Origin of the sequence: Paludibacterium flexuosum, assembly GCF_037076605.1 — a bacterium.
Classification (GTDB): domain Bacteria; phylum Pseudomonadota; class Gammaproteobacteria; order Burkholderiales; family Chromobacteriaceae; genus Paludibacterium.
This window is the reverse complement of sequence record NZ_AP029060.1, coordinates 2103381-2121471: the sequence shown is the minus strand read 5'-3', so window position 1 is coordinate 2121471 and position 18091 is coordinate 2103381. Positions and strand designations below refer to the sequence as shown.

The window sequence follows — 18091 nt, the reverse complement described above, 5'->3', positions numbered from 1 at the left end:
AGGAATCTCCCGCATGCACACCCTGACCCTGACCCGCCCGGATGACTGGCATCTGCATGTGCGCGATGGCGCTGTGCTGGCCGATGTGCTGCGCGATACCTGTCGCCAGATGGGGCGCGCCATCATCATGCCGAACCTGCGTCCGCCGGTGACCACCGTGGACGCCGCGCGCCAGTACCGTGAGCGTATCCTGGCGGCCTGTCCGACCGGCAGCCGCTTCGAGCCGCTGATGACGCTGTATCTGACGGAATCCACCAGCGCCGAAGAGGTGCGCCTGGCGCGCGCCAGCGGTTTCGTGCATGGCATCAAGCTGTATCCTGCCGGCGCCACCACCAACTCCGATGCCGGGGTCAGAGCGGTCGAGCATGCCATGCCGGCGCTGGAAGCCATGGCCGAGTGTGGTTTGCCGCTGCTGGTGCATGGCGAAGTGACCGATGGCGAGATCGATGTGTTCGACCGCGAGGCGGTTTTCATCGAGCGCGTCATGATGCCGCTGCTGGCCAGATTGCCGTCTCTGCGCGTGGTGTTCGAACACATTACCACCAAGGACGCTGTCGACTTTGTGACCGAAGGGGGCGACAACCTGGCTGCCACCCTGACGGCCCACCACCTGCTGATGAACCGCAATGCGCTGTTCGTCGGTGGTATCCGTCCGCATCACTATTGCCTGCCGGTGCTCAAGCGTGAAGTACACCGACAGGCCTTGCTGCGGGCGGCAACATCCGGATCGAAGAAGTTTTTTCTCGGTACCGACAGTGCTCCGCATGCGCGGGGTGCCAAGGAAAGCGCCTGTGGCTGTGCCGGCATGTATACCGCCCACGCAGCCATCGAGTTGTATGCCGAGGCCTTCGACAGCGTGAATGCGCTGGACAGACTGGAGGCGTTTGCCAGCTTCAACGGTCCGGATTTTTATCACTTGCCGCGCAACACCGACCAGATCACGCTGGAACGGAAGCCGCAGGCGGTGCCAGCCACACTGGCGTTTGGCAGTGAGGAACTGGTCCCCTTGCGGGCAGGCGAGACGCTCTCATGGACTATGGTGCCCTGACAGGTACCCATTCGAACAGGTGAAACACAGAGATGCGCAGACATCGCAAAGCCAAAATCGTTGCAACCCTGGGGCCGGCCAGTTCTGACCGCGCTACCATCCTGGCCCTGGCCAAAGCCGGTGCCGATGTGTTCCGGCTGAACTTCAGCCACGGTACTCATGAACAACACGCAGAACGCATGGCGGTCATCCGCAGTGTCGAAGCAGAAATTGATCGTCCGATCGGTGTCCTGCTGGATCTGCAGGGGCCGAAGCTGCGGATTGCCACCTTCGCCACCGACAGCGTGCATCTGACCGCCGGGCAGACCTTCCGCCTGGATCAGTCGCTGGAGCCCGGCAGTGTCGAGCGTGTCGGTTTGCCACATCCGGAAATCTTCGCTGCGCTCAAGCCCGGCAGCGAACTGCTGCTGGACGATGGCCGCGTCAAGCTGGAAGTGGTCAAATGCAGCCCGACCGAAGCCGAGACCGTGGTACGCACAGCCGGTGATCTGTCTGATCGCAAGGGCGTGAACGTGCCCGGTGTGGTGCTGCCGCTGTCGCCGCTGACGGTCAAGGACCGGCAGGATCTGGACTTTGGCATGACCCTTGGCGTGGACTGGGTCGCCTTGTCCTTCGTGCAGCGCCCGGAAGATATCCTTGAGCTCAAGCAGCTGATCGATGGCCGTGCCCAGGTGATTGCCAAACTGGAGAAGCCGGCCGCCATCGAGCGGCTGGACGCCATTGTCGACGTGGCCGACGGCATCATGGTGGCGCGTGGTGATCTGGGCGTGGAAATGCCGCCGGAACAAGTCCCGCCGACGCAGCGTCGCATCCTGCGTGTCTGCCGCGCCAAGGGGACGCCGGTCATCGTGGCGACCCAGATGCTGGATTCGATGGTGCATGCTCCGGTACCGACCCGTGCCGAGGCCTCTGATGTGGCAACGGCCATCTATGACGGCACCGATGCCGTGATGCTGTCGGCCGAATCGGCCTCCGGTGAATACCCGGTCGAGGCGGTGTCGATGATGGATCGCATCATTGCCCAGGTCGAGCGCGACCCGCTGCATCAGGCCATGCTGGATGCCTCGCACAGTGACCCGCGCAGCACGGCGCCGGATGCCATCAGTGCGGCGCTGCGCCAGATCGCCCATACCCTGTCGCTGCCGGTGATGGTGACCTACAGCACCTCGGGCCATACCGCCTGGCGGGTAGCCCGCGAGCGACCGGAAGCGCCGATTCTGTGCGTGACGCCGCGTGTCGGGACTGCACGTCAGCTGGCGCTGTTGTGGGGGGTACATGCCGTGGTGACCAAGGATGCCGAGTCGGTTGACGAAATGACCGATGCCGCATGCCGGCTGGCCAAGTCGCATGGTTTTGCCGAGCCGGGCCAGATGCTGGCGATCGCTGCCGGTTTGCCGTTTGGCACGCCAGGCGCTACCAACCTGCTGCGCATTGCCATGGTCGGCGCATGACGTCCTGCTGGCCACTGGTGTCATCAAAAGCCCGCACATTGCAAAACGTGCGGGTTTTTTTATCCCTGAACGGACGCTTAGCGGGCTGCTGACGGGCAGGTGCGGTCAGATGGGTACACCTTTGCATTGTCCAACAACAGGGTTGTTGGAGTGCCGGTCAGCAGTCATCCCAGGCCTTCTGGCCGGTGAAACAATATTGCGTTATTGGCTATAACCATAAATTTTGTGTCAATTGCATATCGGCATTCCACAGGGTTTTGGCGGCAGCGCCAGACAGCTTTTGGGCAAGAGTGTGCGATCTTGTGTGCAAATGATTCGCATTTTGGCGACAGCCTGTGCAACTGGCAGGCTTTTGCGACATCAAATGCCAACTGGGTGCGGGTATGACAATGGCGTGGTTCGGGGTGGGGAAATTGTCTGTTATTCGATTTTTTTAAAATATCATGCTGATCAATGCTTGATGATATAAAAAGTGCAAGAGCATAATAGGCTCATCCGTGCGGTTCACGAAACCGGATCGGTAAAACCAAAAAGCAGCCTCATCGGCCGCACTCAGAAATACAGGAGAATAGACACAATGAAACAGCAGAACATGCTGAGCGTTCTGGCGGCTTCCGTCGCCCTGGCGCTCGCTGTACCGGCCGCCCAGGCCGCCGTACCGGCTGGCGTCAAGCTGGCCGCCAATCAGGAACTGGTCCGTGGCAATGGCTCCGAAGTCGAGTCGCTGGATATCTCCCAGGTCGAATCGCAGCCGGCCATCAACGTGGCGGATGACCTGTACGAAGGTCTGACCACCCGTGATGCACACAGCAAGATCCTGCCGGGCGTGGCCGAAAGCTGGAAGCAGACTAGCCCGACGACCTGGGTCTTCCACCTGCGCAAGAATGCCAAGTGGTCCAATGGCGATCCTGTGACTGCTGAAGATTTTGTCTATTCCTGGCAGCGTACCGTTGATCCGAAGACCGCCACCCAGTACGGCATCTTCTTCGAGTTCATCAAGAACGGTAAGGACATCATGTCCGGCAAGCAGCCGGTGTCCAATCTGGGTATCAAAGCCACCGATGCCCACACCATTGAAATCACCACCGAAACGCCGACGGCTTTCCTGCCCGACATGCTGGCCAACCCGCAAATGGCTCCGCTGCACAAGGCTTCGTTCGTCAAGTTCGGCAAGGAATTCACCAAGCCGGGCAATCTGGTTTCCAACGGCGCCTATCGTCTGAAGGAATGGGTCGTCAACAGCCGTCTGGTGCTGGAAAAGAACCCGAACTACTGGGATGCCAAGAACGTCCACATCACCAAGGTCACCTACAACCCGACCGACAGTGAAGACGCCACCCTGAAGATGTTCCAGGCCGGTCAGCTGGATACCGTTCTGCGCGCACCGACCGGCATGTATCAGAAGCTGCTGAGCACCATGCCGAAGGAAGTGAAGACCAACAAGCTGCTGGCACTCTACTACTACAGCTTCAATAACGCCGATCCGGTCCTCAAGGACAAGCGCGTGCGTCAGGCCCTGTCCATGGTGGTTGACCGTGACATCCTGACCAAGAAGGTGCTGGGCGAAGGCCAGGTACCTGCTTATGGTCTGACGGTTGCCGGTACCAATGGCGCCAACGTCACTGCCTATGACTGGAGCAAGTGGCCGATGGCCAAGCGTGTGGACGAAGCCAAGAAGTTGCTGACCGCTGCCGGCTATGGCCCGAACCATCCGCTGAACCTGAAGCTGTCGTACAACACCTCGGAAGCGCACAAGAAGGTCGCGCTGTTCCTGTCCAGCGAGTGGAAGACCAAGCTGGGTGTGACGACCTCGATGGAAAACCAGGAGTTCAAGGTATTCCTCAAGACCCGTCACGACGGTGCCTATCAGGTTGCCCGTAACGGCTGGACCGTTGACTACAACGACGCCACCTCCTTCCTCGACCTGATCCGTTGCGGTTCGGACCAGAACGACCTGAAGTATTGCAGCAAGAAGGTGGACGCACTGATCACCCAGGGCAAGGAAACCATCGACGCTGCCAAGCGCACTGCCTTGCTGACCCAGGCAGCCAAGACGGCCATGGATGACTATCCGATGATGCCGCTGTATCAGTACACCAACCCGTATCTGGTGAAGACCAAGGTCGGTGGCTGGAACATCCCCAATCCGACGGATCATTACAAGACCCAGTTCCTGTATATCCAGCAGTAATCAGCAGTCAGACTGCCTGTATTCCCGCCCGGAGCGATTCCGGGCGGGTTTTTGCCACGCGCGTTGATTCCATCGGCGTTTCAAACGTGTTGTGAGGATCTGAGTCGGAGTTATTGATCCATGTTGTCTTATACCTTCAAACGCATTTTGGGTGCGATTCCGACCGTGTTCGTCGTGATCACGGTCTGTTTTGTCATGCTGCAACTGACGCCGGGCGGTCCGTTCGACCGCGAACGCAAGGTGTCGCCCGAGGTGCTGGCCAATCTGCAGGCCAAGTACCATCTGAACGAGCCGGTCTACAAGCAGTTCGGCTACTACCTGAACAACCTGCTGCACGGGGATCTGGGCGCCTCTTTCCGCTATGCGGACTGGTCGGTCAATACCCTGGTGGCCCAGGCCTTGCCCTATTCGATCACGGTCGGTGGTGTGGCGATGGTCCTGTCGCTGGTGATTGGCGTCTTGCTGGGGATTACCGCTGCGCTCAAGCAGAACAGCATCATCGATTATTTCGTGATGTTCCTGGGTAACTTCGGCAGTGCCGTCCCGTCGTTCATCATCGGGCCGGTGATGATTCTGATTTTCTGCATCTGGTCCAAACTGCTGCCCTTTGGCCAGTTTGACCTGACCCTGGCCTATCTGGCGCTGCCGGTGGCCTTGCTCACCATCATCAACGTGTCCACGCTGGGCCGGATGATGCGCGGCAGCCTGATCGAAGTGCTGCACAGCAACTTCATCCGCACGGCGAAAGCCAAGGGCCTGCCGATGCGCGTCATCATCATGCGCCATGCGCTCAAACCGGCCTTGCTGCCGATCGTGACCGTACTTGGCCCGCTGGCCGTCAGCTCGATTGCACAGGCCGTGGTGACGGAAACCATGTTCTCCATTCCCGGTCTGGGTCGCCTGCTGGTCAATGGCGCCATCAACCGTGATTACACGCTGGTGCTCGGCCTGGTGACCCTGGTGGCGATTCTGACGGTCTTGTTCAACCTGATGGTCGACATTGTGTACGCGATGCTCGATCCACGTATCCGTTACTGACCTCAGGAGATTCAAGATATGTTTAGCAAAGCCAAGCGTCAGGAAATGACGCAAACCCTGGAGTCGGCACTGGATGTGGCCGTGGTGGAAGGCCGCAGCCCATGGAAGGATGCCCGGCTGCGTTTCATGAAGAACCATGCTGCCGTGGTCAGTCTGATGCTGCTGATCCTGATCGGTCTGCTGGTGACGGTGGGCCCCTGGGTCTTGCCGAATGCCTTTGACGCACAGGACTGGTCGGCTGGTCAGCCTTTCGGACCGACGCTGGAAAACTGGCATCTGTTCGGCTCGGACGATCAGATGCGCGATCTGCTGGTGCGTGTTCTGGTCGGCGGCCGTATTACCTTCATGGTCGGCATTCTCGGCTCCTTCGTGGCCGTGGTGATCGGTGTCGCCTGGGGGGCCATCGCCGGCTTCGTCGGCGGCAAGGTCGATGCAGTGATGATGCGTTTCGTTGACGTGATGTATGCGCTGCCCTTCATGCTGTTCGCCATTTTGCTGATGACCTTCTTCGGTCGCAGTCTGGTGCAGATGTTCATTGCCCTGGGGGCGATTTCCTGGCTCGACATGGCGCGTATCGTGCGTGGCCAGACCTTGTCGCTGAAGTCGAAAGAGTTCATCGAAGCGGCACACGCCATCGGCGTTTCCCGCTGGGCCATCATCTTCCGCCACATCGTGCCCAACCTGCTGGGCGTGGTGGTGGTCTACGCCACGGTCACCATCCCGAACGTGATCCTGACCGAGTCGGTACTGTCCTTCCTCGGCCTGGGCGTGCAGGAACCGATGACCAGTTGGGGGGTTTTGGTGCAGAACGGTGCTCAGTACATGGATTCGGCCTTGTGGATGCTGGCTTTCCCGGCCTCCTTCCTGATGGTCACCCTGTATTGCGCCAATTATGTTGGTGATGGTCTGCGCGACGCGCTCGACCCGAAAGACCGTTGAGCGGAGGACAGACAATGGCATTGTTACAAGTGAAAGACCTCGGCGTGCGTTTCAGCACGCACGATGGCATGGTTCACGCCGTCAACGGTGTGAGTTTCAACCTGGAGCGCGGCCAGACCATGGGGATTGTCGGTGAGTCTGGCTCGGGCAAGAGCCAGTCGGTACTGGCGATGATGGGCTTGCTGGCGCGCAATGGTCAGACTTCGGGCGAGGCGCTTTATCAGGGCAAGAATCTGCTGACCATGCCGGCCCATGAACTGAACAAGATTCGTGGCGACCGTCTGTCGATGATCTTCCAGGACCCGATGACCTCGCTGAATCCTTACCTGACCATCGAGCGCCAGATGACCGAAGTGCTGGAACTGCACAAGGGCATGGATCGCAAGAGCGCCAAGGCGCGCGCGATCCAGCTGCTTGATGCGGTCCGTATTCCGGATGCCAAGCGTCGGGTGGACATGTACCCGCATGAATTCTCCGGCGGCATGCGTCAGCGGGTGATGATTGCCATGGCCCTGTTGTGCGAACCGGAAATCCTGATCGCCGACGAGCCGACCACTGCGCTGGACGTGACTGTCCAGGCACAGATCCTCACCCTGCTCAAAGAGCTGCAGCGAGACTTTGGCACCGCCATTATCATGATTACGCACGATCTGGGGGTGGTTGCCGGCTTGTGTGATCAGGTCATGGTGATGTACGGCGGTCGTGTCATGGAGTATGCCTACTCCGACAGTATTTTCTATTCGCCGAGCCATCCTTACACCATCGGTCTGCTGGGTGCGCTGCCGCGCATGGACGAAGATGGCAGTGAACTGGTGAGCATTCCGGGCAACCCGCCCAACCTGGCCAATATGCCCAAGGGCTGTCCGTTTGCCGAACGCTGCACACATGCGACCAGCCAGTGCGCCAGCGAGGTGCCTGTCCTGGTGTCGAACGAGGACGATACCGTGCGTCGTGCCTGCCATGTGCCAGCCAGCCAGTTGATCAATATGAACAAGGAGGCGGCTCATGTCTGAATCCAAACAGCCGATCCTGTCGGTACGTAATGTCAAAGTGCACTTCAAGGTGACTGGCGGCGAGAAGGCCTGGCCCTGGACGCCCAAGAAGACCCTCAAGGCAGTCGACGGTGTGTCGTTCGATCTGTATGCCGGCGAAACCCTCGGTGTGGTGGGCGAGTCGGGTTGCGGCAAGTCGACGCTGTCGCGTGCCATCCTCAACCTGATCCCGGCCACGGATGGCGAAATCGTCTGGATGGGCAAGGATCTGCGCAAGGGGGGCAGCAGTGACTGGCATCGGGTCCGTCGCGACATCCAGATGATCTTCCAGGATCCGCTGGCCTCGCTCGACCCGCGCATGACCGTGGCGCAGATCATTGCCGAGCCGCTGCGTACGCACCGTCCGGAACTGTCTGACAAAGAGGTGAAGGATCGTGTGCGCAAGATGATGAAGCGCGTCGGTCTGACCGAACAGCAAATCAACCGTTACCCGCACGAGTTTTCCGGTGGTCAGTGTCAGCGTATCGGGATTGCCCGTGCGCTGATTCTGGAGCCGAAGCTGATCATCTGCGACGAGCCGGTCTCGGCACTGGATGTGTCGATTCAGGCGCAGATCATCAATCTGCTCAAGGAATTGCAGCGGGAGATGGGTCTGGCGCTGATCTTCATCGCGCACGATCTGGCGGTGGTCAAGCACATCTCCGACCGCATCCTGGTGATGTATCTGGGCCGTGAAATGGAACTGGCCAACAAGCATGCGCTGTACGATAGCCCGACGCATCCGTACACCCGGGCTCTGTTGTCGGCGATTCCCTTCCCCGATCCGGAGCGTGAGCGTAACAAGACCATCCAGATTCTGAATGGCGACTTGCCCTCACCGATCAACCCGCCGTCCGGCTGCGTGTTCCGTACCCGTTGTCCGCAAGCCGAAGCACGTTGCGCCAGCGAAATGCCCAAGCTGCACTCGGTCACCGGCGAGACGCAGTGCTCCTGCCTGCTGGTCTGAGCACCTCTGCGAGTAGAAGAAAAAGGCGCTGCCAGTCTGGCAGCGCCTTTTTTTGTTCACGGTATCCTTCGAGTTGTCGGGGCGAATAGAGACGTGCCCCGGGCTCGACTGTCAGGCTTATTTGGCGGCCGATGCGTCCTTGGGAGGATCTTCGCTATCCAGTTCGTACGTCGGGTCCTTCACCCACTCCACCATATCTTCGGCAATCTGCTTGCTGCAGCGGCGCAGGATGTCACAGGTTCCCTTGAACGCAGCGAAGGCGCCACCGGTCGACCAGCGGGTCAACTTGCCCTCGCGGGTGAGCTTGCCGTTTTCAAGCAGCTGAGGCTTCACCGTGATGGCTTTCGGCCCGGTCCAGCCGCCGCCACCGACACCCATGACGAAGGAAATACGCAGGCGCAGGACGGTCTGCTGACTCTGATCGGCCTTGGCATCGATGGTGCCTGTACCGCCATGATCGTCTGCCAGCGCCGCCCCGACGTCCTTGGCCAGCATGTCTTCGATCTTGCATTCCGCCTTGACCGAGTCAACCACCCCGGCATCGTCGGTGTAACGCACCGGCGTTTCCAGCAAAGCCCCGGCAGCCTGACTTTGCTGTGCCAGTAAGAGTGCCAGCACGCAAGGGAACAGTATTTTTTTCATTGTATTTCCAAGCAAAAGTGAAGGAATCGCCATCATATTACATCAATATATCTTTATATGAAATAAATGGCCATGACAAAAGAATTACCTTTTGCTGCGGAAAATTGCCATGAAGCATGCAGGGGAGAGGTCGGGGGGGAGTGTCAAGGTCGTTGTGCCCAGAGCCGCCTGGCATGGTACTGCAAGGTAAAGCTCAGCAAGGCCAACAACACCAGATGTCCTGCCGTGAGCAGCAGGTCACCTGAGCGCAGATGACTGAGCTGGTGAGGCAGCAAAACCGCGAGAAAACCCAGGGACAGGGCGCTGTCTGTCAGGCTGGTGATCCATGTTTTTGGACATGTCATGGGCGTACTCCGTACCGGGTTTCCCTGGGACGCCCGATGAGGGCCGAAGTTTACCGGGCTGACCGGCTGGACAGGGGCGCTCAGCGCACTGCTTTGCCTTTGCTCAGCTGTTTCAGGCACTCGGCTGCGGCAATCAGGCCGAAGCTGGCCGTGACCGCCATGCTCGCGCCAAAGCCGGCGCAGGACAGGCCCTGGGGGGCCGCGCCTTGTGAGGTGTCACAACTGGCCTGTGGATAAATCAGCTGCTCGGTGGAGTAGATGCACGGTACTTTCATGCGGGCGTCGCGCGGGAAGCCGTGATGGCGGCGCAGGTTGTAGCGCAGCTTTGAGAGCAGTGGGTCATAGCGTGCTTCGGACAGGTCGCCGGTCTTGATCTGGGTCGGATCCATCTGCCCGCCGGCGCCGCCGCTGACGATGAAAGGCAGGCGATGGCGTACACACCAGGCGGCGATGGCAGTCTTGACGCGCAGTTCGTCAATGCAGTCGATGACGAAGTCGTAGCCGGCGCCGAGCATCTGGTCCAGATTGTCGAGGGTGACGAAGTCTTCGATCTCGGTGACCTGGCAGGCCGGATTGATGGCCAGGATGCGCTGATGCAGCGCCGTGACCTTGGCCATGCCGAAGTGGGGATCCAGGGCCGGCAGTTGGCGGTTGACGTTGGATTCAGCCACGTTGTCGAGGTCGATCAGCGTCAGTTTGCCGATGGCGCTGCGCGCCAGGGCTTCCACCGCCCAGGAGCCGACGCCGCCGACGCCGATCACGCAAACGTGGGCGTTGGCAAAACGCGACAGCGCATCGTTGCCGTACAAACGGCCGATGCCGCCGAAACGGCGTTCAAGGTTGGCGCTGGGCTGGTCCATGTCGTTGAATTCCTGCGGGCTTTTCAAGCGGCGACAGCATACTGCAAAGGGGGCGGGCTGACTACCCTGTGGCCGGTCTGAGGCAGGCTTGCAACAGTCAGGTCGGACCGATTGGCGTGCTTGCAACGCGGGCAGCCAAATTCTGCGTGGCAAGGAGAAATTGCTGGTGACACGCGGTGTCTCTCGCTATCGTTAGGGAGAGTCTTGCGTGTGTCACGGTCGGGTCCTGATGGCTTTCACCGTTGTTCCGTCGAGGTTCCCGTCGTTGGCCGACAAGGCTTTTCGTCGTTTCTGCAAGGGAGAGTCCCATGAAGCAGTCGCCGAGATTCGATATCGACCTCGACAAGCATTACAACGCCACCATCGTCATTGCCTGCGATGCGTGCGGTCATGAAAGCCGGGTAGACCTGAAAGCCCTGTCGCCCGATGTCCCCGTCCGATGCAAGTGCGGTTCCCAGATCGGCATGACGCCGCACGCCATTCTCAAAGCGCAGGAACGAGTCAGCCAGATCAAACAATCTTATGGCGTCTGACGTCTGAGCAGTCGCACAATATGCGCCGGTACGGCCGGCATGAGCCAGACGTGATGTCTGCAGTCAACGGCGACCCAGGGTCGCCGTTGCGTCTTTTAAATTGGGGAAAAACATGCAGTGGATCGATATGCGCAGTGATACCGTCACCCAGCCGACACCCGCCATGCGGGCGGCGATGGCACAGGCGGCGGTAGGGGATGATGTCTATGGTGATGACCCGACCGTGAGTGAACTGGAGCGGCAGGCGGCGCAGAAGGTCGGCATGGCGGACGCTCTGTTCGTGCCCAGCGGCACCATGGGCAACCAGCTGGCATTGTTTACCCACTGTCAGCGTGGCAATGAGGTGATTGCCGCCGATGACTGCCACATCATCTGGCATGAGGCTGGTGCAGCGGCCGTGATTGCCGGTGTGCAGATGCGCACGGTCGACAGCGTCGATGGCCTGATGCCACCCGAGGCCGTGGCCAGCCGGATCCGCATTGGCGATGACATCCATTTCCCGAAAACCGGTCTGATCTGCCTGGAAAATGCCCACTCTGGCGGCCGGGTCCTGCCACTAAGCTATATGCAGGCGATCCGTGCCATCGCCCGGGACCATGCTATTCCGGTGCATCTGGATGGTGCCCGGGTCTTCAATGCCGCAGTCAGCCTTGGCGTGGATGTGCGCGAGATCACTGCGCAGGTCGACAGTGTGATGTTCTGCCTGTCGAAAGGTCTGGCGGCGCCGGTCGGCTCGATTCTTGCCGGCTCGTCCGCCTTCATTGCCCAGGCAAGGCGCAAGCGCAAGCTGCTTGGTGGCGGCATGCGTCAGGTCGGTGTGCTGGCTGCGCCGGGTCTGCTGGCCCTCAACGAAATGAGCCAGCGACTGCACGAAGACCATGCTCATGCCCGCTATATGGCGCAGCAATTGGCCGGACTGCCCGGTATCGAGCTGGATCTGCAGACCGTGGACATCAATCTGGTGTGGTTCACGGTACCGCCGACCCTGTCTGCCGAGCGACTGATGCAGGCGCTGGAGCAGGCCGGCATCAAGGCCAACCCGCCGGAAGCCGGACGCATGCGGCTGGTGACGCACTGGCAGATCGGCCGGGAAGAGATCGACCGTGTGGTTGCCGTGCTGCGCACGGTGCTGGCGGCCTGAGTCGGGGCTTTGTGTTACCCTCGCGGCTTCCGCGACGAACCCGAATACCATGACTGCTTACGCTGACCCCTATCTCTGGCTGGAAGAACTCGACAGTGACGAAGCCGTGCGCTGGGTCGAGGCACAAAATGCCCGTACCAGCGCCGTGCTGGATGCCGATGCACGCTTTGCCCCCCTGCAGGCCGAGATCCTGCAAACCTTGCGTGACACCCGGCAGATTCCCTATTTCAACCAGCATGGCGAGTGGCTGTACAACTTCCACCAGAGCGAGGCGCAGCCGCGTGGCGTGTATCGGCGTACCACGCTGGCGGCCTACCGCGCGGGAGCCAGCGATTGGCAGGTGGTGCTGGATATTGATCAACTGGCCGTCGCCGAGCAGCAGGACTGGTATCTCGAAGGGGTGTCCCATTACACCCTGGGGCCCGCGCGTTGCCTGCTGACACTGTGTCTGGGCGGCAGTGATGCCGCGGTGACCCGCGAGTACGATCTGGAGGCCGCGGCCTTTGTCGAGGGGGGATTCAGCCTGCCCTTCGGCAAGAATCATGTTGCATGGCGTGATCAGGACAGCCTGTTTGTCTGTCCGGCCTGGGAGGCGCGGCAATGCTCGCGTGCCGGCTATCCGCGCGAGGTCTGGCTGCTCGAGCGTGGTCAGGACTGGTCGCAGGCCCGTCGGCTGTTTACCGCCCCGGTCAGTGCGATGATGGTCACGGCCTGGCGCTTTCTTGATTGCGCGGGCGGCTGGCTGGACATGATCGAAGCTTCCGATGGCTTTTACCGCAAGCGCTATCACTTGCTGCGAGCGGACTTGAGTACGCAGCCGCTGCCGCTGCCGGCCGACGCCGAAGTGCTGGCCTGGCTGCATGGCGATTTGCTGGTCAAGCTGGCCCAGCCCTGGACGCATGCCGGGCAGACCCTGCCGGCCGGTGCGCTCATCACCTACCGGGTCGACAATGGCGTGGTGGCACCCCTGTTGTGTCCCGGGGTGCGCGCCTCGGTCGAGTCGGTCGAGTGCAGTCGCGGCTTTATTTTGGTGAATCTGCTGGAGAATGTGAAAAGCCGTTTGCTGGCTTTTCGCTGGCAGCAGGGACAATGGTGCGAGGTGGCCTTGCAGGCCCAGTCGGATGGCGTGATCGAATTTGTCGACCAGCCCTGGGACACCGACGTACTGTATTACAGCTATAGCGACTTTCTGACCCCGACCGGCCTGTATCGCCTCGAGCTGCCGCAGGGCTCGCCGGAATGCCTGCGCGCCCAGCCGGCGGCCTTCGATGCCTCGCGTTTTGTCGCCGAACAGTGGCATGCCCGTGCCGCCGATGGCACCGACATTCCTTATTTCATCGTGCATGCCCGCGATCTGCCCCGCGACGGACAGGCCCCGACCCTGCTGTATGGTTATGGCGGCTTTGAGGTGGCCATGTTGCCGTATTACATGGATAACTTCGGGCCGCACTGGCTGGAAAAGGGCGGGGTTTTCGTGGTGGCCAATATCCGAGGCGGTGGCGAGTTTGGCCCGGCCTGGCACCAGGCGGCACAAGGGGTTCGGCGTGCGGTCAGTTTTGAAGATTTCATCTGTGTGGCCGAGGACCTGATTGCACGGGGCGTCACTCGACCCGACCGGCTGGCCATCGAAGGGGGCAGCAATGGCGGTTTGCTCGTCGGCGCCGCCATGGTGCGTCGTCCCGAGCTGTTCCGTGCAGTCGTGTGCGAGGTGCCGCTGCTGGACATGCTGGGCTATACCCGGCTGCTGGCCGGTGCCAGCTGGATCGACGAGTATGGCGATCCGGACGATGCTGCTCAGCGTCCGCATCTGCAGGCCTACTCGCCCTATCATCAACTGCAGCCTGGGAAGGGTTACCCGCGAGCGCTGTTTACCACCAGCCGGCGCGATGACCGGGTTCATCCGGCCCATGCACGCAAGATGGTGGCGCAACTCAATGCGCTCGGTCATGCCCCGCTGTTTTACGAGACCGACAGTGGCGGTCATGGCGGGAATGCCGGTCAGGCTCAGACCGCGACCGATCTGGCGCGGGTGCTGGTGTATCTGTATCAGCAGCTGTTTGACTGAGCCGGTCCCCGCCGGTTTGCTGGGGGCTACTGATCGAGCTGGCTCTCGAGTTCGGCCAGCCGGGTGCGCAGTGCCTCGACCTGTGCTTCCAGGGCAGCCACCCGTCCGGCCAGCCCGACATCGATCTCGCTGCACGCTTGTGCCATCTGCTGCGGTTCGCCGCTGAGCAGGTGCGCCCAGCGCGCCTCGCGTGCCCCCGGTTGTCTGGCCAGTTTCAGCGCCATGGGCGGATACTTGTCCGCCAGCGCCAGCAGGGCACTTTCGACCTCTTCCGTGCTGGAGAAGGCATAGATCCGTCCGCTGCGTGCACGGATTTCGGCGGCGGTCTGGGCGCCGCGCAGCATCAGCAAGGCCAGGGCCGCCAGTCTGGCGCCGTCAATATTCCAGGCGTAGTTGAGGCGATGCTCGTATTTGGCCACCCGGCTGCCGGCCGGCGTGCGTTCGGCGATCAGCTTCTGCGCCATCAGGCTGTCCAGCGCGGCGAGAATGTCGCTCTCGCTCAGTTGCATGACCGGCTCGCGGCTGGTCAGCTGATTGCAGGCGCCGGTCAGCGCGTTGAGCGTCAGCGGATAGGCATCCGGCGTCAGCGCCTGTTTCTCCACCAGTACGCTCAAGACCCGGACTTCAACGGCATCCAGTTGATAGCCATCCATAAACCGCCTCCTGCATGGGTAAAAATGCGATTCTAGCACCGGGATGCGGTACGGCAGTTGACAGCTTTGTCTGACGACGCCACCCTGACGGCTTTTCCAGCCTGCCACCTGCCATGATCCGTGCCGATTTGCTGCTCGTTGCCCTGGGGTTGGCCCCTTCGCGGACCAATGCCCAAAATCTGATTGATGCCGGTCGCGTCAGCGCCGAGATCGACGGCCGTCTGGTGCCGGTCAACAAGTCCGGCCAGAAGTTTCCCCCTGATTTTGCTGCTTTCCAGGTCCGCCCTGACCCGGCTGATCGTTATGTCTCGCGTGGCGGTCTGAAAATGGCCGGCGCGTTGCAGTCGGCCCAACTCGATGTGCGGGGGATGAGCGTGCTGGATGTCGGTCAGTCGACCGGGGGCTTTACCGATTGTGTGCTGCAGGCAGGTGCGTGCCGGGTGGTCGGGGTGGATGTCGGCCATGACCAGCTGGCGGCGCGGCTGCGCAGCGATGCGCGCGTGCGTTTCTTTGAGGGGGTGAATGCCCGGGCGCTGGATCCGTCGATATTGCTGGCAGCCAATGAGGCGCAGCCCTTCGACCTGGTGATTGGCGATGTGTCGTTCATTTCCCTGACTCTGGTGCTGCCTTCTGCGCTGGCCCTGTTGCGTCCGGGCGGCTACCTGCTGTCGCTGGTCAAGCCGCAGTTTGAAGTGGGCCGCGAAGGCATCGGTCGTGGTGGCATTGTGCGCGATCCACGGCTGTATGACGGTGTTCGTCGCAAGATGAGCGATGCACTGGCCGCCGAGGGGATGCAATTGCTGAAGTGGTTCGACAGCCCGATTACCGGAGGGGACGGTAATCGCGAGTTTTTTGTCTTTGCCAGGAAGGCGGATTAAGCATTGCTCATGGTTTGTGGGGCTGGTGTGCTGGCCCTGGCCGGGTTGTAACGCACCATCATCATCGGGCAGGAGGCCTGACGCATGACATGCTCGCTGAAGCTGCCCATCAGCATGTGACGCATCCCTCCCTGGCCATGCGTGGCCAGCACCAGCAGATCGGCATCAACCTCCCGGGCAAAGCGAGTCAGTACCATCGCCATATCCCGCTTGCCATGCCAGCATTCTCCCAGATAGTGCCGTACCTCGATGTCCGAGGCTGCCTGTATTTGGCGGCAGGCCTGCGCCAGGAGGGTTTGTCCGTGCAGCCGGGCTTGCGCCAGGCTTTCCGCCAGCGGAATCAGCTCATGATCGCCCCGGGCCAGCTGCTGCAGGTCGAGCAGGTGGACCACGGTCAGGGCGGCCTGCATTTGCCTGGCCAGTTGTGCCGCCTCCTGCAATGCATGGCTGGCAGAAGGGCTGCCATCGACGGCAGCAATGATATGTCGATACATGGCGATGCCTGCTTGGTGTCATGGCAATCACGGCGTGTGATGAGCTCCGCGGCCGGCAAAGAAAAATGCCCACCCGAGTGGGGGTGGGCAGAAATGGCTGCGGGGGGCCAATGAGCCCTGTAACCAGGAGACTCATTAGCCGTTTTATGCAACTTGTCGGGGCTTTGCCAAAAGAAAAGTGGCATTTAAGTGGTAGTACTTAGGAGCCTCGAATCACTCCACATCTTGTGAACAGCTTGTGCACAGCTTGTCCACATCTCCCGGTTGTGGCATGGCATGGGCCATGCCGAAAACTCATTGCCGGATCTGGCCGTCCCCGAGTACGACCCATTTCTGGCTGGTCAGGCCGAGCAGCCCGACTGGCCCGCGTGCATGGATCTTGTCGGTCGAAATGCCGATCTCTGCGCCCAGACCATATTCGAAGCCATCGGCGAAGCGGGTACTGGCATTGACCATCACACTGGCAGAATCCACCTCGCGCAGGAAACGCCGTGCCCGCGTGTAGTTTTCGGTCACGATGGCATCGGTATGGTGGCTGCCATAGTGATTGATGTGCTCGATCGCCTGATCCAGATCGTCGACGACGCGCACGGCCAGAATGGGCGCCAGATACTCCGTAAACCAGTCTTCTTCGCTGGCCGCCTGTACCGAGGCGCCCAGCAGGGCCACCGTCCGTTCGCAGCCGCGCAAAGCCACACCCTTGTCGCCATAGGCGGCGGCCAGTTGCGGCAGCAGCGCAGCGGCCATGGCCTGATGAACCAGCAGGGTCTCCATGGTGTTGCAGGTACCATAACGGTGGGTCTTGGCATTGACGGCAATGGCGATGGCCTTTGCGGGATCGGCTGCCTCATCGATGAAAACGTGGCAGTTGCCATCCAGATGCTTGATCACCGGTACGCGCGCCTCGGCACTGATGCGGGCGATCAGCCCCTTGCCGCCGCGCGGCACCAGGACGTCGACGTACTCCGGCATGGTGATCAGGGCGCCAACCGCGGCACGGTCAGTGGTTTCGATGACCTGCACGGCGGTCTGCGGCAAGCCGGCAGCCTGCAGCCCTTCGCGCACACAGGCGGCGATGGCCTGATTGCAATGAAAGGCCTCGGAGCCTCCGCGCAGGATGGCGGCATTGCCGGATTTCAGGCACAGGGCGGCAGCGTCGGCGGTGACGTTCGGCCGCGCTTCGTAAATGATGCCGACCACACCCAGCGGCACGCGCATCTTGCCCAGCTGGATGCCGGACGGACGATAGCTGAAGTCGCTCATCTCGCCGACCGGGTCCGGCAGCGCGGCAACCTGGCGCAGGCCTTCGGCCATGGCGCTGATGCCCTTGTCGCTCAGGGTCAGCCGGTCAAGCAGAGCGGGCTCCAGCCCGGCCGCTTCAGCCGCTGCCAGATCCTGGCGGTTGGCTTCGGCCAATTGGCTGCGATCGCGTTCGATGGCATCCGCCATGGCCAGCAGGGCGCGATTCTTCTGCTCGCTGTCGGCACGGGCCAGCTGTCGGCTGGCGGCCCGGGCAGCGCGACCAACGGTCTGCATATAGTCGTGAATCGTCATGCTTTGTCCCGATATTTATTGATGTCCGTGATGAAAGTCAGCGTAACCGACATGATGCAGTGCGGCAACCTGAAATGCGGGCACAGGCAGGCTGAGAAAAGCAGTGAAATGACGTTTGCGGCGGAATGTCGGGTTGGATATGGCTGGTTGGCGGCATCGCCTGCCATTAAAGAGGGAGGTTTTTTGCGTTTGTAGTCAGTCGACTGGTCTTTGGCGCGGCTGGGCGAGCAGTTTCGGTAAAAAAATCTACAGTGTGGTGTAA

At 61.0% G+C, this 18091-nt stretch carries 17 protein-coding genes; 11 read left to right on the top strand and 6 right to left on the bottom strand.

Going from position 1 to position 18091, the window contains the following annotated elements; translation table 11 throughout:
• The first annotated feature begins 13 nt into the window (after positions 1-13).
• The 7 genes from pyrC (at position 14) to oppF (ending at position 8665) form a co-directional block, all read left to right on the top strand.
• A complete protein-coding gene (gene pyrC, locus AACH39_RS10135; protein WP_338619831.1) occupies positions 14-1048 on the top strand; it encodes a dihydroorotase in 1035 nt (344 codons plus the stop codon).
• 32 nt (positions 1049-1080) lie between these two features.
• Entirely contained in the window at positions 1081-2499 is a 1419-nt protein-coding gene (gene pyk, locus AACH39_RS10130; protein WP_215780250.1) for a pyruvate kinase, read from the top strand.
• A 577-nt stretch (positions 2500-3076) separates the two neighbouring features.
• Positions 3077-4690: a peptide ABC transporter substrate-binding protein gene (locus AACH39_RS10125; protein WP_215780253.1), complete on the top strand. Its 1614-nt coding sequence runs from the start codon at positions 3077-3079 to the stop codon at positions 4688-4690.
• Positions 4691-4810: 120 nt separating this feature from the next.
• Complete coding sequence (locus tag AACH39_RS10120; protein ID WP_215780261.1) at positions 4811-5728, top strand: ABC transporter permease subunit; 918 nt, start codon at positions 4811-4813, stop codon at positions 5726-5728.
• A gap of 18 nt (positions 5729-5746) precedes the next feature.
• On the top strand, positions 5747-6667 hold the full coding sequence (locus tag AACH39_RS10115) for an ABC transporter permease subunit (protein ID WP_215780262.1): 921 nt from the start codon (positions 5747-5749) through the stop codon (positions 6665-6667).
• A 14-nt stretch (positions 6668-6681) separates the two neighbouring features.
• Positions 6682-7680, top strand: a complete 999-nt coding sequence (locus AACH39_RS10110) for an oligopeptide/dipeptide ABC transporter ATP-binding protein (RefSeq protein WP_215780263.1) — start codon at positions 6682-6684, stop codon at positions 7678-7680.
• A complete protein-coding gene (gene oppF / locus AACH39_RS10105; protein WP_215780264.1) occupies positions 7673-8665 on the top strand; it encodes a murein tripeptide/oligopeptide ABC transporter ATP binding protein OppF in 993 nt (330 codons plus the stop codon). Before AACH39_RS10110 ends, oppF begins: the two co-directional genes overlap by 8 nt.
• Before the next feature lie 117 nt (positions 8666-8782).
• Here oppF and AACH39_RS10100 read toward each other — a convergent pair whose 3' ends face one another.
• The 3 genes from AACH39_RS10100 to AACH39_RS10090 all read right to left on the bottom strand — a co-directional run bounded on the left by AACH39_RS10100 (position 8783) and on the right by AACH39_RS10090 (position 10511).
• Positions 8783-9307: a hypothetical protein gene (locus AACH39_RS10100; protein ID WP_215780265.1), complete on the bottom strand. Its 525-nt coding sequence runs from the start codon at positions 9305-9307 to the stop codon at positions 8783-8785.
• A 143-nt stretch (positions 9308-9450) separates the two neighbouring features.
• Positions 9451-9651, bottom strand: a complete 201-nt coding sequence (locus AACH39_RS10095) for a hypothetical protein (RefSeq protein ID WP_338619829.1) — start codon at positions 9649-9651, stop codon at positions 9451-9453.
• 80 nt (positions 9652-9731) lie between these two features.
• The gene (locus AACH39_RS10090; protein ID WP_338619828.1) at positions 9732-10511 is read right to left on the bottom strand and encodes a tRNA threonylcarbamoyladenosine dehydratase; all 780 of its coding nucleotides are present in this window, start codon (positions 10509-10511) and stop codon (positions 9732-9734) included.
• 308 nt (positions 10512-10819) lie between these two features.
• On the opposite strand from AACH39_RS10090, the gene AACH39_RS10085 reads away from it, so the two are divergent.
• From AACH39_RS10085 to AACH39_RS10075, 3 genes are all read left to right on the top strand, one after another.
• Positions 10820-11044, top strand: coding sequence for a hypothetical protein (locus tag AACH39_RS10085; RefSeq protein WP_215780271.1), 225 nt, complete (start codon positions 10820-10822; stop codon positions 11042-11044).
• A gap of 112 nt (positions 11045-11156) precedes the next feature.
• Positions 11157-12185 carry a low-specificity L-threonine aldolase gene (ltaE, locus tag AACH39_RS10080; RefSeq protein WP_338619827.1) on the top strand — a complete coding sequence of 343 codons (1029 nt, stop codon included), beginning with the start codon at positions 11157-11159 and terminating at the stop codon, positions 12183-12185.
• A gap of 49 nt (positions 12186-12234) precedes the next feature.
• A complete protein-coding gene (locus tag AACH39_RS10075) occupies positions 12235-14250 on the top strand; it encodes a prolyl oligopeptidase family serine peptidase (RefSeq protein ID WP_338619826.1) in 2016 nt (671 codons plus the stop codon).
• Positions 14251-14276: 26 nt separating this feature from the next.
• On the opposite strand, the gene AACH39_RS10070 is transcribed toward AACH39_RS10075, so the two are convergent.
• The gene (locus AACH39_RS10070) at positions 14277-14903 is read right to left on the bottom strand and encodes a YceH family protein (RefSeq protein WP_215780277.1); all 627 of its coding nucleotides are present in this window, start codon (positions 14901-14903) and stop codon (positions 14277-14279) included.
• Between the two features lie 113 nt (positions 14904-15016).
• Here AACH39_RS10070 and AACH39_RS10065 point away from each other — a divergent pair, with 113 nt between their 5' ends.
• Positions 15017-15781: a TlyA family RNA methyltransferase gene (locus AACH39_RS10065; RefSeq protein WP_215780278.1), complete on the top strand. Its 765-nt coding sequence runs from the start codon at positions 15017-15019 to the stop codon at positions 15779-15781.
• Here the strand turns inward: AACH39_RS10065 and AACH39_RS10060 are convergent.
• Both AACH39_RS10060 and AACH39_RS10055 read right to left on the bottom strand, forming a co-directional pair.
• Positions 15778-16275, bottom strand: coding sequence for a universal stress protein (locus AACH39_RS10060; RefSeq protein ID WP_338619825.1), 498 nt, complete (start codon positions 16273-16275; stop codon positions 15778-15780). The genes AACH39_RS10065 and AACH39_RS10060 overlap by 4 nt on opposite strands.
• Before the next feature lie 294 nt (positions 16276-16569).
• Positions 16570-17829, bottom strand: a complete 1260-nt coding sequence (locus AACH39_RS10055) for a glutamate-5-semialdehyde dehydrogenase (RefSeq protein ID WP_215780280.1) — start codon at positions 17827-17829, stop codon at positions 16570-16572.
• Positions 17830-18091: the final 262 nt, after the last annotated feature.